The 12,790-nt window shown below is 47.9% G+C and carries 12 protein-coding genes; 1 reads left to right on the top strand and 11 read right to left on the bottom strand.

Features of this window, described 5'->3' with window-relative positions; genetic code table 11:
* Nucleotides 1–5: 5 nt before the first annotated feature.
* The 7 genes from fghA to ACPEPR_RS06350 form a co-directional block, all read right to left on the bottom strand.
* Complete coding sequence (gene fghA / locus ACPEPR_RS06380; RefSeq protein WP_286415242.1) at nucleotides 6–842, bottom strand: S-formylglutathione hydrolase; 837 nt, start codon at nucleotides 840–842, stop codon at nucleotides 6–8.
* A 14-nt stretch (nucleotides 843–856) separates the two neighbouring features.
* Nucleotides 857–2,263, bottom strand: a complete 1,407-nt coding sequence (locus ACPEPR_RS06375) for a C13 family peptidase (RefSeq protein WP_423562148.1) — start codon at nucleotides 2,261–2,263, stop codon at nucleotides 857–859.
* A gap of 113 nt (nucleotides 2,264–2,376) precedes the next feature.
* Nucleotides 2,377–3,204, bottom strand: coding sequence for a class I SAM-dependent methyltransferase (locus ACPEPR_RS06370; RefSeq protein ID WP_423562146.1), 828 nt, complete (start codon nucleotides 3,202–3,204; stop codon nucleotides 2,377–2,379).
* The gene (locus ACPEPR_RS06365; protein ID WP_016659491.1) at nucleotides 3,198–4,022 is read right to left on the bottom strand and encodes an undecaprenyl-diphosphate phosphatase; all 825 of its coding nucleotides are present in this window, start codon (nucleotides 4,020–4,022) and stop codon (nucleotides 3,198–3,200) included. Before ACPEPR_RS06365 ends, ACPEPR_RS06370 begins: the two co-directional genes overlap by 7 nt.
* A gap of 12 nt (nucleotides 4,023–4,034) precedes the next feature.
* Nucleotides 4,035–4,700: a tRNA (adenosine(37)-N6)-threonylcarbamoyltransferase complex dimerization subunit type 1 TsaB gene (tsaB, locus tag ACPEPR_RS06360; RefSeq protein ID WP_127798812.1), complete on the bottom strand. Its 666-nt coding sequence runs from the start codon at nucleotides 4,698–4,700 to the stop codon at nucleotides 4,035–4,037.
* A gap of 125 nt (nucleotides 4,701–4,825) precedes the next feature.
* Nucleotides 4,826–5,353 carry a gamma carbonic anhydrase family protein gene (locus tag ACPEPR_RS06355; protein ID WP_171526503.1) on the bottom strand — a complete coding sequence of 176 codons (528 nt, stop codon included), beginning with the start codon at nucleotides 5,351–5,353 and terminating at the stop codon, nucleotides 4,826–4,828.
* 12 nt (nucleotides 5,354–5,365) lie between these two features.
* Nucleotides 5,366–5,974: a CoA pyrophosphatase gene (locus ACPEPR_RS06350; RefSeq protein ID WP_005179902.1), complete on the bottom strand. Its 609-nt coding sequence runs from the start codon at nucleotides 5,972–5,974 to the stop codon at nucleotides 5,366–5,368.
* Between the two features lie 122 nt (nucleotides 5,975–6,096).
* Here ACPEPR_RS06350 and ACPEPR_RS06345 point away from each other — a divergent pair, with 122 nt between their 5' ends.
* Nucleotides 6,097–6,645: an NUDIX hydrolase gene (locus tag ACPEPR_RS06345; RefSeq protein ID WP_104470910.1), complete on the top strand. Its 549-nt coding sequence runs from the start codon at nucleotides 6,097–6,099 to the stop codon at nucleotides 6,643–6,645.
* Nucleotides 6,646–6,715: 70 nt separating this feature from the next.
* Here the strand turns inward: ACPEPR_RS06345 and ACPEPR_RS06340 are convergent, their stop codons facing one another.
* From ACPEPR_RS06340 to ACPEPR_RS06325, 4 genes are read right to left on the bottom strand one after another with little or no spacing between them, the layout of a single operon-like run.
* On the bottom strand, nucleotides 6,716–8,644 hold the full coding sequence (locus tag ACPEPR_RS06340; RefSeq protein WP_423562143.1) for a flagellar protein FilF: 1,929 nt from the start codon (nucleotides 8,642–8,644) through the stop codon (nucleotides 6,716–6,718).
* 18 nt (nucleotides 8,645–8,662) lie between these two features.
* The gene (filE, locus tag ACPEPR_RS06335) at nucleotides 8,663–9,910 is read right to left on the bottom strand and encodes a putative pilus assembly protein FilE (RefSeq protein WP_423562141.1); all 1,248 of its coding nucleotides are present in this window, start codon (nucleotides 9,908–9,910) and stop codon (nucleotides 8,663–8,665) included.
* Complete coding sequence (locus tag ACPEPR_RS06330) at nucleotides 9,904–11,568, bottom strand: OmpP1/FadL family transporter (RefSeq protein WP_016659496.1); 1,665 nt, start codon at nucleotides 11,566–11,568, stop codon at nucleotides 9,904–9,906. Before ACPEPR_RS06330 ends, filE begins: the two co-directional genes overlap by 7 nt.
* Before the next feature lie 12 nt (nucleotides 11,569–11,580).
* Nucleotides 11,581–12,750: a hypothetical protein gene (locus tag ACPEPR_RS06325; protein ID WP_423562138.1), complete on the bottom strand. Its 1,170-nt coding sequence runs from the start codon at nucleotides 12,748–12,750 to the stop codon at nucleotides 11,581–11,583.
* Nucleotides 12,751–12,790 lie beyond the last annotated feature (40 nt).

Below are 12,790 nucleotides of genomic sequence, written 5' to 3'. Positions count from 1 at the left end.
TTATATTAGGATTGTAATTGGACTGCATGAAATTGCAGATGGTCATCAATAAAACTTTGAATAAAGTAATAACCATGATCATAGCCAGCATGTTCACGTAAGCTCAGCGGCTGTCCGGCCTGCGCACAAGCGGCCTGGAACAGCGCCGGATTCAACTGGCTATAGAACTGATCCTGTAGGCCCTGATCAATTAAAATATCGGCAAATTGCTTGCCTTTTTGCTGGACCAGTGCGGTGGCATCATGTGCTTGCCAGCCTTGACGATCCTCACCTAAATAGGCACTAAAAGCTTTCTCTCCCCACGGGCATTGGCTTGGCGCACAAATCGGCGCAAAGGCAGAAACTGATTTAAATTTTTCCGGATATTTAAAAGCTAGCGTTAACGCACCATGGCCGCCCATACTGTGGCCGAAAATACCAATACTGTCGGTTTGCACCGCAAACTGTTCACACACCAGCTTATACAGCTCTTCTGCAACAAACTGTTCCATCTGGTAATGCGCTGCCCAGGGTGCCTGGGTTGCATTAATATAAAAACCTGCACCCTGCCCAATATCCCAGTGATCGCCCTGCGCCACCTGCTCACCGCGAGGTGAAGTGTCCGGGCTAATCAGAATAAAGCCCAACTGTGCCGCCAGACGCTGGGCATGCGCTTTAATTGCAAAAGTTTCTTCGGTACAGGTTAAACCTGCCAGGTAAAAAAGCGCCGGACAGTCCTGACCCGCCAAGGCTTGTGCCGGCAGAAAAATACCAAAACAGCTTTCCCCGTTTAAGCTGCTGGAATTAAAACGGTAAATTCGCTGTTCGCCATCAAAGCATCGATTGTTCTGTATTAATTCCATCGTCTTATCCTGTTTTAAGGGCTGTCTAAAGTTAAAGGCATTTCATTTGGCTGCGCCACCATGGCTTGCGGGAATAAACGCTGCTCCAGTTGCGGCAACATCAGCTGCATGTTCTTGCCCATCGACCATTGCGGTTCAGACGGTTCAAAACCTTGTGCCTGCTCCCATTTTGCCACGGTCAGCTTGGCCTGTGCAAAAGCCTCGGCAAAGCTGTTGTTTTCACGCATGGCCTGATCAAAGAAGGCCCGGCCAAAATAGGTATAATCGGCTTCGTTGGAACAGCCAAATGAAGCGCGGTCTGCGGCCGATGCGGTAATTACCAAAGTATTGTCATTTTGCAGGGCCGAAACAAAACTGCCCGAATAACAGGCCGAGATCACAATTACGCGCCAGCGAATACCGGATTTATCCAGCGCATCGCGCAGCCATTTTGGATCAACCTGTTGCAGTTCCAGCGGCGCATTTTCCATTTCAAACTGGTTCGGCAAGCCATGTGAAGTCATGTATAAAAACAGCACATCGCTTTCCGGATTCATCTGCTGGCCTATACGGCGCAGTGCCAGTTCCATACTGGTGCGTGAGGCAATCGGGGTGACATTGCGTGTCATCGGGTTATTCACCAGAATCATCGAGCGGCCAAAAGTGCCAAAGCGGGTATCGAACTGTTCCCGAATCCGCTCGACTTCGGACATAAACACATCCTGATAACTGGCTCCGGCCACCCCCAGAAAATACCAGTGTGATTGCGCAAATTCGCCATACTGAATCTTCTCCAGCGCCTGATTCAGTACCTTGCTTTGTGCATAAAAGGCTTCTTCACTAAACGTCGGCGGGACCTCTTCCACTTTCCAGATTGGCTGGCTCTTGACCGACATCTGCCACACCACCAGGGTAAACAGCGTGGCCAGAACAATCAGGGCACGTTCCCACCACGGCCATTTCAGCTCACGGGAAAGTACCCAGACCACCGCCAGACTCTGCCAGACAAACAGCACCATAAAAATCAGTGGCAGATAGTCATAGAAAACATAAGGCAACACATCAATCATGCCCAGATATTGGATCAGGCTTTGCAATAAGGCGATGTGGGTGTCTAACACCAGCCACAGTAAAGCCGGTACCAGCATGAGGCGTGGATTATTAACGCGCTGGGACAGGAAAATCCCGACAATTAAGGCAATAAACGGCCACAAGGCATAACTGACCAGACCTTGCGGGTTAAAATCACCGGTTTCACCGGCGCTGAGCCAGCTAAATAAAGTGTTGGCCAGACCGCCTAAAATGCCCCAGAAAATCAGTTGCAGAATGGAAGGACGGACAATCTGTAAAGATCGGCGCGAACCAAAAAATAACCACATCCCCGCTGTTTGGTTGCTTTTAAAATCATGCCAAAAATTGATGGAGGGTTTAAAGTCGATCATAAGATTGTCGTTAGCAGTGGCTCGCTTTGTGCAGACTTAGTTTATGCCTGATGTCATAATTATCAATGCTCTTTTTTAACTATATAACAAATCTTTGCCCAGTTTTGAAGCGATTACCCGTTTACTTTGGTCGCGTCCTGCTGGAAGTAAGCATCGAAGCGGCAGGCATCTCCGGTCCATTGATGATCCGGTGTTTGCCCGGCCAGATATACCGCCAGACGTGGTCGCTTAACCACCACACGTTTGGCGATTTTTTGCGCCAGCGGTAGCAAGGCATCGCCCAAATCCATTTCACCATGTTCCGGCAATAACAAATGCAGCAGCTGCATCTGCTTTTTGACTTGTGCCTGTTTTTTTACCGCCTGCTGGTTCTGGTCACGCTGTGGAAACATCGGATCCAGATACACCACATCAACAGCCTGCCCTGCTTCTGCCTGCGCTTTTAAGTAATCAGCCGAATCAGAAAAGACCAAGTGGATGCGTGCGGCAACCTTGCTTAAAAACGGGTCCTGTAGGGCGCGCTGGTAGCTGTCTTCCAATAAACTAAACAGAATCGGATGCCGTTCTACCAGCGTTACTTCAGCCCCCAAATGCGCCATCAGCAAACTGTCATGGCCCAGACCTGCAGTTGCATCAATCAGCTGCGGTTTTTCCGCCAGGTTACAGGCACGGGCCAGCATTTCTGACTTTAATGACGCGCGTTTTAAACGCGGAATTTCAGCCTGCCAGTCTGGCTGCATTTTCATGCCCAGCGCACATAGCCACAGGCCATCGGCATCAACGCACAGCGCCATGTCTGGATGCAGTCTTAAAAAACGTGCATTCAGTTTGTCGATGACATCAATTTGAAGGGTAACCCCACGTGAAGAAAGCACAGCCTGATAGTGCTGTGCTTTCTCAAAAAATGCGGGTTCGGTATAGCAGCGAAGTACGCTTACCATAAGGTCCAGCCTGTATATGCAAAGAGTAAAATCAGAAGGCCTGACACAATACGATACCAGGCAAAAATCATAAAGTCGCGTTTGGCCACATACGCCACCAGCGCGCGAATTAAGATTAATGCGGAGATAAAGGAAACAATAATCCCGACGCTCAGTACGGTCCAGTCCTGCGTGGTCTGGAAGACATCATAACTTTGATATAAATCCAGCAAGCCTGCGCCAATAATCACCGGAATTCCCAGAAAGAACGAGAATTCTGTCGCCGCTTTACGTGATACGCCCAGGAACATCGCCCCAATAATGGTCGCACCCGAACGTGAAGTGCCCGGAATTAAAGACAGTACCTGAATCAGACCAATCCAGATTGCATCTTTATAGGTCAGGTCTTCAACTTCCTGTGCCCGTACTTGAGGTGGATGCTTCTCAATCCAGATAATGATCAGACCACCAATAATCAGACCAATGGCCACGGCGATATCATTAAACAACATCGCTTTCACGGTTTGCCCGAAAGTCAAACCAATCAGAATAATCGGCAGCGAGGCCAGAATCAGGCCAAAGCCCAGACGGCGTCCGGTTTCTTCGCCGGTGAACATGCCGGTGGCTGCGCCCCAAAGCCGGGTCCAGTATTCATAAATCACTGCTGCAATTGCCCCCATTTGAATGGCAATTACAAAAACATCACTTTTTTCTTTGGTCCAGAAGTTCATCAGTTCTGAAGCCAAAATTAAATGGCCGGTACTGGAAATTGGTAAGAATTCTGTGATTCCTTCAACAATTCCCATAATTGCCGCTTTCAGCAGCAGTAAAAAATCCATAGAAAATCCTAGTTATGATTTGCCTTGTTCTGGAATTTTTTTCCAAGCATTATCCCGCAAATACACCGGTAATGCGTATTCCGCACTGACCCATGCTTCACGTTGGGCCAATACGCGTGCAATGGTAGCAATATCTTGCGCCGTTGCACTTAAGTCTTTGTATTGTGTTTGTTCTTGTTGCAATAAGGTTGAACCTGAGCCTACTAATGGGGACTGCGCTACGGCCGCCGCATCACTATAGCCCAATAACTGTTCTTCGCTCACCGGCTGCATAATGCCTTCTGCATCTAACTGGAAACTGGCGATATAGACTTCATTCATCCGCGCATCCAGCACTGCTGTTACCGCGCTTAAACCTGCTAGCCGATAAGCCGCTTGCGCCAGCGCCTGCAAAGTCGATACCGGAATGACCGGTAAATCATGTGACCAGGCCAGCGCCTGTGCCACTGCGGCATTAATCCGCACGCCACTGAATGAGCCCGGGCCACGGCTAAAGGCCACTGCGGTTAAATCGGCAGTAGCTGTTTCGGTCTGAGCAAAACCTTGCTCAATCATCGGGAGAATGGTTTGGGTTTGTGCCTTGGTGCGCTCATCCAACTGAAAAAACAGTTCCTGCGTGTCATTTACAATCGAAACGGAACACTGCTCATTGGCAGTTTCCAATGCCAGTAACTTCATGCACAACCTTAAAATTAAATTTTAAAAACTGGCCGCTATCATACTCCACTCCTAGACACTAGGCGAGAACTTCACCGGCTTTCACACAGAAAAAAAAGCCAGTTTCAAACAGGCTTTTAGGTATCTTAAAGTTCGACTTTTTCCAGCTGCTGGAAATGCTGAAAGTGCTCGGCATAATGTAAGGCGCTCAGTTTCAGACGGGCCGCTCCTGCTTCATCCAGGGTTTTTACAATCTTGCCGGGAGAACCCATCACCACCGAATTATCCGGGATGACTTTGCCTTCCGGAATCAGCGCATTGGCACCAATAATACAGTTTTTTCCAATCACGGCATGATTCAGCACCACCGCGTTAATACCAATCAGGCTGTTATCGCCGATGGTACAGCCATGCAACATGGCCTGATGACCGATAGTGACATAGTTACCAATCTGCATCTCAATACCCGCATCGGTATGCAGCACCGCATTTTCCTGGACATTACTAAAATCTCCAAGATGAATCAGGCTGTTATCGCCACGCACCACCGCGCCAAACCAGATACTCACCTGCCGGCCCAGCTCGACCTGACCAATGACCGTTGCGGTTTCGGCGACCCAACCATCCCATGGTTGATGTAATGCTTTTGGGGCAATGCCCTGAAATTTATACAACATTAAAATTCCCTATTTAGATGATTTAAATCGAAACGTCGGTGAATTCAGTAAAAATGGCCATTCTTTTTGATAATCCAGCCCATACTGAAATAAAGCCACCAGCATCCGTGCAGTTAATCCCCAGACAATCTCATTTTCAACGCGCATGCTGGGAAAATATAAGGACTGATGGGCATAGCGCACCTCATATGGCACCGGCGGCGCTTCCATCAGATTTTTTAAAGAGGCGAAAAAAATACGGTCAATTTCGGTCGGTTGCGCTGACAGCTGCACCTCGGGTGGAATCAGGCCGACAATGGGTTTGACCAGCATGCCATTACGCGATTTTTGCATTGGCAAATCGCCAATCAGTTCCACATCAAAAGGATTCAGCGCGGTTTCTTCCTGTGCTTCACGCAGTGCCACCACAATATTACTGGTATCCTGTGGATCGCGCTTGCCGCCCGGGAAAGACACCTCACCGGCATGGCTGTTTAAATAGGCCGAGCGGCGGGTCAGCAGGACTTTCGGCTGAGCTTCATCGGTAATCGCAATCAACACGGCCGCATGCGCCTCACGCATACTTCGCGAGAAGCGTAAGCGCTGTTGCAATTCCTGTGTCAATGAATGCTCTACCATCTTTTATTATCCTGATTGCCTGACTTTCATCATAGCTGAAATTCTGGGCAAAAGGATAGAAATGATGCCAAAGTTCATTTTTTCAGTTATGCTGATCAGCAACTTTATCGTTGATGCTGAATATGAACTTTTGCGGAACGTGTGGACATAAAACAACGGAAAAAATTCCTTTAGGCGATCATCAGTTACGCCGTGTTTGCAGCCATTGTGGCAGTATTCATTATGTGAATCCGAAAGTGATTTGCGGTGCTTTGGTGCTGTGGGAAGATCAGGTGTTATTATGCCGCCGTGCCATTGAACCGCGTTATGGACTCTGGACCCTACCTGCCGGTTATATGGAACTGTTTGAAACCATGGAACAAGGCGCGGCACGTGAAACCCGTGAAGAAGCAGAAGCGGAAATCGAGATTGAGCAGCTGTACTGCATGTACAACATTCCACGGATTGGCCAGATTTATGTGCTGTTTAAAGCGCAGCTGATTGAAGGTCAATTTGGGGCGGGTGAAGAAACTATTGAATCGCGTCTGTTTAGCGAAGATGAAATTCCATGGGCAGAACTAGCCTTCCCAAGCGTGGAACATACCTTAAGACATTATTTTGAAGACCGCAAAAACCAGCATTTCCCGACTCATCTGGAAACCTTGGGTACGCGTTTGGATCATACTGGTTAACAATAAATATCCCCGCCAAGAAAAAGCCCATCCGTAGATGGGCTTTTGTATTTTAATGAATATATTGCTGTTACTGGATACGCACCTGTTCCGGGTTATAACAGTCCGCCACTTCGATGCTCACGGTTCCACCGGTGAGTTTAGCCAGTTCTTTATCGGCATCCGTAGCATTGTTGCTATCCTGATTGGTAAAAGTCTTGAGCTGCAAGGTATACAGGTTACTCCATGACACGGTATTGTTGCCGGAGAAGTCACTCAGGCTAATCCGGGTCGAGGTATGATTGACCAGATTACCCATATTGAGCCGCGCACCACCTACCACCATGGCCTGCTCGCCCTGGGTATTGTCAACCCGGGTATTCAGACCAATTACGGCACCATTCAGCTGGTTAAAGACCGGATTGGCCAGAATCATCCGCAGGGTAATCGCCTGATTGCTCAGATCGGTTGCTCCCAGCACACCAATACGATATTGCGTGACATTATTACTATCCACAATCTCTGGCGTGCTGCTATCTGTAGCGACTGCGCAGGTCCCCGACAGATCGGTTGCGGTCGGATTTGGGCCAATATCGGTACGGATATTGCCCTGCTCATCCAGCACAATCCCGAGCTTAATTGCTGGCGCGGCATTATTAGCAAAATTGAAATTCAGAGTGGCATATAACGGGAAAATATAACGCTCACCCAAGGCCACATTTTTCGCCGAAGTAAAAATCCGGTTATCCAGGAAATTCACCTGAAAATATTTATAGATATCCAGTGAGCCCTTAAACTGATCCGTGCCAATAGTCTGGGTCCAGCGGCCATATTCTTCCGGCTTTCCTGTCGGGAATTTGGTCAGGGTTTTATAAATGCCTTCGGTGCCGGCAATCATATAATCGTTATACAGTTTCCCCTGGGTCACGGTAAAATCTTCAGTCCGGTTACTGTTGATGCTAAAACGATAAGGCCCCTGGATCGTTTCATTCAGTGGATTAATCCAGTTATTTTGTGCCGCTGCGGTCATCAGTTCCGGACGGACACGTTTCAAGAAATCGGCCGTAATGGTCAATAACGGGTTTTCATTACTGGTCGACATGGTTCCACGCCACTGCATGCCATAACCGAAAGTATAACCCGAGCGATCGGTCATCAACTGGAACTGGCCAATCAGGTGTCTTAAGGTATTCGAGTTCTGTTTACAATCATCCTGATTACAGCCATATAAACCTTGTGGTAAGGTCGAACCCTCCACAGCCAGTACCGGATAGTTGGCCTGATAAGAGGCAGAGTTGGTCATATAAACCAGGGTTTTCAGCGCGTCAAAGGCCTGCGCATCACTGACGGTGCTCAAGTCAACCCAAGGACTTAACTTGCTGACATAGGCACCGGAACGGTAATCCTCCAGCGTCACCGAACCCAAAATATCATCCAGCTGTTCTTTTTTTAGCGCAGAAATATGAAGTGGCTGCACATCACCGGCAATGGTCGGCCGTTCTTGGTTCTTGGAACTTTCAATTGATAAAGCCTGTAAAATACGTGTAATTGCCTGTGCCACTTGAACAGTTGAATCCGATGGGGTCAGTTCGGTTGCGGCCTGTCCGGTTAAGCCACGGGCAATATCCAGCAGGGTTAAACGCGGCAAGCTGGCACTGACCGAATTGGCCAGACCAATATCAGCTAGGCTTACTGTCCCCAGATTAATTGATTTTTCTGTTTTTTCCTGAATAAAGAAATGGACTTTATCACCGGCACTACATTTACCGGTGGCGGCATTGGTGGTTGGCGCAATCAGGGTAATATAGGTTTTGCTTGGATCACTGCTACAGGTGAAATTCAGGCCATCCACCGGATAATCCAGGGCAAACTCCACACAGTTTTGCCCGCTAACACAACTGCCATTAATTTCCGGCAAAATATTCGGCTCTGGAATGACATTGGCACTTTCACCACCACAGCCACTGAGTGCCATCATCAAGGCGGTACTACTCAAGGCTAAAATATTTGATTTCTTCATCCTGATGTCTCATGTTTTTTATTGATCTAAGGCAATAATTTTCAATTGGCCCTGATTACTTAACTGGCGGTTTTCCATATCGATTGCCGATGCCAGCGGGGTTAAAAGAAGATAACGGGTTTGAGCCGGCAATTGAATCACCCCTTCCACCTGCTCATGTTGCAATAAGGTGGATTGAGTATCCTGGCTCTTGTAGCCGCCTGCACCTTCAATCACACAGCCTTGCGCATCCAGAAAAACGGCAAAAGGCCAGTAAAATGTAGGTTGCCGGGTTTTAGAAGCGTATGAATTCACCTGAAGATGGCGTAAATCTCCCTCCAGCTTCACCACCTCATAATCAAATTCATCTGTTAATGGTGCACGTGGCCAGAGATTGACGTCTTTCTGTACGGCCAGGGTCTTGGCATGTTTAATTTTTTTATTTTTAAAACAGGACTGGCCTAAACTGCTGATGGCATCGGCCTGTGCAATACGATAATAAGTCGATGACAGCACCATTGGCTTGACACTTTCTGGCTGGCGTTTCTTGAACAGGCGATCCAGCACCGATTGTCCGACTCCTTTTTCACGTTCTACCACCTGCACCCGGGTCGCACCACCGCCCAATTTACTGTCAACTACGCCTTCCGGCATCATATAAAAACGCTTTTTCCCCTCCAGGTTAAATTCACTGTGTTCCAGGTATTCATTATTGACGTACTGCTCCCCTTCCATTTCGGTAAAACCGGAAGATGAAGTACGGTCTGGTTGATCAGCTTGCACAGTCTTCAATACTTTCTGAGATTCAGTTTGCGGGATGACAGATGTAATCGTTGGAGATGATGAAGCTGATACCGGTTTTGTGGTTGCCGATACAACTGGTGTGACGACAGGCTGTTCCACAACTGCTGTATCTGGTGTTTTTTGTGGGATACTTTCTGTGAGTTTTACCGTAGTGACTGGTTGAGTCGGTACAGTACTAACTGTGGGTACGACTGCAACAGCAGGAGCTCTGACAGGTTCAGAAACGGGAATTTGCGCTTGCGGCTGCGCCGGATTCAAAGCAGAGGATGCTCTACTTTGTGCCTGCGTTTTGTTTACCGGCACAGCTTCTTTTTTCGCTGCCGGCCGGGTTTCGGCCTTGCGCTGTACCACCATCGGCCGGCCATCCGGGCCAATAATGGTATAAAACTCATTGGCATAACTTACACTGGCCGAGCCCAAAGACAGCGCCCAGAGTGAAGACAGGCAAATCAAGCCAGATAAACGCTTTGTCACTTTTACCATCGTGTTCTATAGCTCAGACCTAAAATTGTAATGTTGCTAGCGGTTTTGACATTCAGTCCCGCATACGGGTTGAGTAATAAGTTATTCACCCCTTCTTTGTTGGCTAGGCTACTGGTATTGGCTGGAATTTTGTCCCGGCTTTGCAGAAAGCCGATCGATAAATCCAGGTCAGTATCGGCATCAAAACGATAGCCCACACCTAAACCAAACAGACGTGCATTATTAATGGGTACCATGGTATTACGCTTGTCATCTGGAATCGCACTGGTTCGTGGTTCATAACCGGCACGCAGCTTTAAACGGTCGGTAGCAGAATATTCAATCCCGATGCCCCAACTCCATGGTGACTGGAAGCCCATCGGCAAGGCCAGTGAGCTGTCAGAGACATGTTCAGACAATAATTTGGCAATTTTCAGGGCAGAAATCTGGCGGTCAAATTCAAACTTGAACTTGTCCCAAGCAGCATAATCGGTCCAGCCGACATCAAAGTTCACCTGTAAATCTGGCATTACCTTGTATTTAATCCCGGCCTGGAAATGCGCTGGATATTCAAAATCCATCGCCACCAGCCCTGACTCACTGGCCGGAATATAGTTCGGGAAGCCTAAAATTGCCGCCAAAATTTGCCCGGTTGGGGAAGACATCAAGCCTTTAATCAGCTCACTCGGCGCCTTGGCATTATCAATATGATATTTACCTTTGAGCCGCATTTTGGCGGAGCTTTGATAGACCATACCAAAGCTGAAATCTTCACGTGGCTCCCATAACACCCCGAGGTTATAGCTTGGGCTCAGACTTTGCTCGACGGCCAGATCCATTTGTCCAAAACGACCAAACGGATTCATGCCTTCCTGTGCGTTACAAATCCCCAGCAACAGAATATCGGTAATAATATCGGAGTTTTCTTTAAACGGGGTACAGACGACTTCATCAATCATCCGCAGCATCCCGATCAGGTCATTCGGGAAACGCAAGTCGGTATTCATGGCAATGGCCTGGTAGGACATTCCCACCGATGCCCCGACCGATAGCTCATCATTGACCTGATAGGCAATTGACGGTGACAGATAGGTAATCCGTTCCAGTGCCACCTGCTGCCCCATGAAGTTACCTGGGTTGCCATCTTCAGCACCAAAACCGGCAATTAACGGCGCATACATCGCAGTAGCAAAGGTGGTTTTAGACCCCGGCGGATTGTAGGCAATCCCTGCTGTTGGTGCGGCCAGTGGCATGCCTTCACCCAGATCAACAAACTTTTTCAGTACCGGCACATACAGCGATGCATATTCCACATCACCCGATACTTCACCTTTAAAGTCGGTACAAAAGTCAGCCAGAATTTCCGGTCCATCATGACAGACCAGTGGATCATCGGAATAACCAAATACGTTATAGTCGGCTGGCGCAGAAAACTCACGCTGTACATCAAAGTGCGCCAGCACCCCTTGTACATCGGTTTGCAAGCCTTCAATTTTAGTTAAGGCTGCCGGGTTAAAATGAATGGCACTAATGCCCGGTGGATCTGCCGTGACCGCGTTGCCCATGGTCAAGGAACGGATATCGACAGACAGGTTTTGTCCCAATTGTGCAAAAGCAGCACTCGAACAGCCCGATAAGATCAGCGCAGACACTAACGGGCGAAGTCGAATTATTTTCATACGACCAGCCTCTTAGCGAAGTTTCTTACCAAAGCCCAGAATATCGAGTGGGAAAGACAGACCTAAAGACACATCCGGTGCATCTTCTGTCAAACCAATACCAACAGTACCATTGACAATCGTTTCAGGAGAAACGCGCACCCCTAAAGAAATGGCCAGGGTAGAACTGGTCTGATCGGCCGGAGAATAAGACTCTCCTCCATCATACATAAATTCAGCACCAGTATTAAAACTCTGCTGATACGACATGGTCATTGAAACGTCGTAGTTAAAGGAATAGGCAAAACCAAAGGCGAAACCACCACTAATGCCCGGCTCAAATTCCTCAATAATACGTGGGCCACGAACCTGGTTTAAGCCCGACTCCTTAAAACCATAATTGGCGGAGACCGAAGCGAATAACACCACTGGGTCGATATATTTACGGGTACTGGCTCCAATCCCTGCAGAATAATAGCCCTTACCGGTCGCAAGTTCGGTAGTGCTATTAATTTCATACGGGCTATCACCGGTTTTGGTCGAAAGATTTCCGAATAAAATTAGTGGCAAACGGCCGGCTTTTAAAGGGAAAGGTTCCCAGCGTGCGCCTAAAGAAATATCTCCCAGACCCGCGGTATTCGCATCTTTTAATTGATCGGTCTTGGCCACCAAAGGTAAAGAGGCGGTTAAGGTCAGGTTATCCAATAATCCATATTGAACGGTGAAGGTGTTGGTCAATGCATGCGATGCATTTTCCTGAACACGCAACTGATAGATTTGGCCTTGCGCCATTTCCATATCAATTTGCGTATCACGATAATAGGTATAATCAATATCGTAATAAGATGAGATATTGCCTTTTTTGATTAAGGAATATTGGCGTTCATTGGAGGTAAAGACTTCTTCCAGATTGGCTTCTTTGGTAGCATCCCCTTCCTGCTGCTGTAACGCAGTTGATGCAGCCTGCTCAGCACTCGGTGCAGTCGCTGTTGCTGTTTCAATATTGGCCTCAGCAACTGCTTCAGTGCTAACTTCTTCAGGGCTTGAGTTTTCTGCTGGAGCTGTGGCTTCTGACGCAAGCTGCTGCTCTTCTACTGCTTCATATTGTCCTAACTGTGGCTCTTCTGCAGCATAAGCAGCTGCTCCCCAGACCATTTGGATACTAATGGCCAATACGGTTTTATTCATCCATTTAGATTTCATCTTCTTCCCTTCCAATTTTTAATTTTTTTTTCGTTTTTAA

Source organism: Acinetobacter sp. AND/436, from assembly GCF_049546925.1.
GTDB lineage: Bacteria > Pseudomonadota > Gammaproteobacteria > Pseudomonadales > Moraxellaceae > Acinetobacter > Acinetobacter indicus.
Note: the sequence above shows the minus strand (reverse complement) of the source record. Positions and strands in the feature narration are given on the sequence as shown.

Excerpts from the sequence above, each read along its gene's own strand:
- ACPEPR_RS06345 (WP_104470910.1), top strand. The coding sequence starts at position 6,097 with ATGAACTTTTGCGGAACGTGTGGACATAAAACAACGGAAAAAATTCCT.
- ACPEPR_RS06370 (WP_423562146.1), bottom strand. The coding sequence starts at position 3,204 with ATGGTAAGCGTACTTCGCTGCTATACCGAACCCGCATTTTTTGAGAAA.
- tsaB (WP_127798812.1), bottom strand. The coding sequence starts at position 4,700 with ATGAAGTTACTGGCATTGGAAACTGCCAATGAGCAGTGTTCCGTTTCG.
- ACPEPR_RS06325 (WP_423562138.1), bottom strand. The coding sequence starts at position 12,750 with ATGAAATCTAAATGGATGAATAAAACCGTATTGGCCATTAGTATCCAA.
- ACPEPR_RS06375 (WP_423562148.1), bottom strand. The coding sequence starts at position 2,263 with ATGATCGACTTTAAACCCTCCATCAATTTTTGGCATGATTTTAAAAGC.
- ACPEPR_RS06365 (WP_016659491.1), bottom strand. The coding sequence starts at position 4,022 with ATGGATTTTTTACTGCTGCTGAAAGCGGCAATTATGGGAATTGTTGAA.
- filE (WP_423562141.1), bottom strand. The coding sequence starts at position 9,910 with ATGGTAAAAGTGACAAAGCGTTTATCTGGCTTGATTTGCCTGTCTTCA.
- ACPEPR_RS06340 (WP_423562143.1), bottom strand. The coding sequence starts at position 8,644 with ATGAAGAAATCAAATATTTTAGCCTTGAGTAGTACCGCCTTGATGATG.
- ACPEPR_RS06350 (WP_005179902.1), bottom strand. The coding sequence starts at position 5,974 with ATGGTAGAGCATTCATTGACACAGGAATTGCAACAGCGCTTACGCTTC.
- fghA (WP_286415242.1), bottom strand. The coding sequence starts at position 842 with ATGGAATTAATACAGAACAATCGATGCTTTGATGGCGAACAGCGAATT.
- ACPEPR_RS06330 (WP_016659496.1), bottom strand. The coding sequence starts at position 11,568 with ATGAAAATAATTCGACTTCGCCCGTTAGTGTCTGCGCTGATCTTATCG.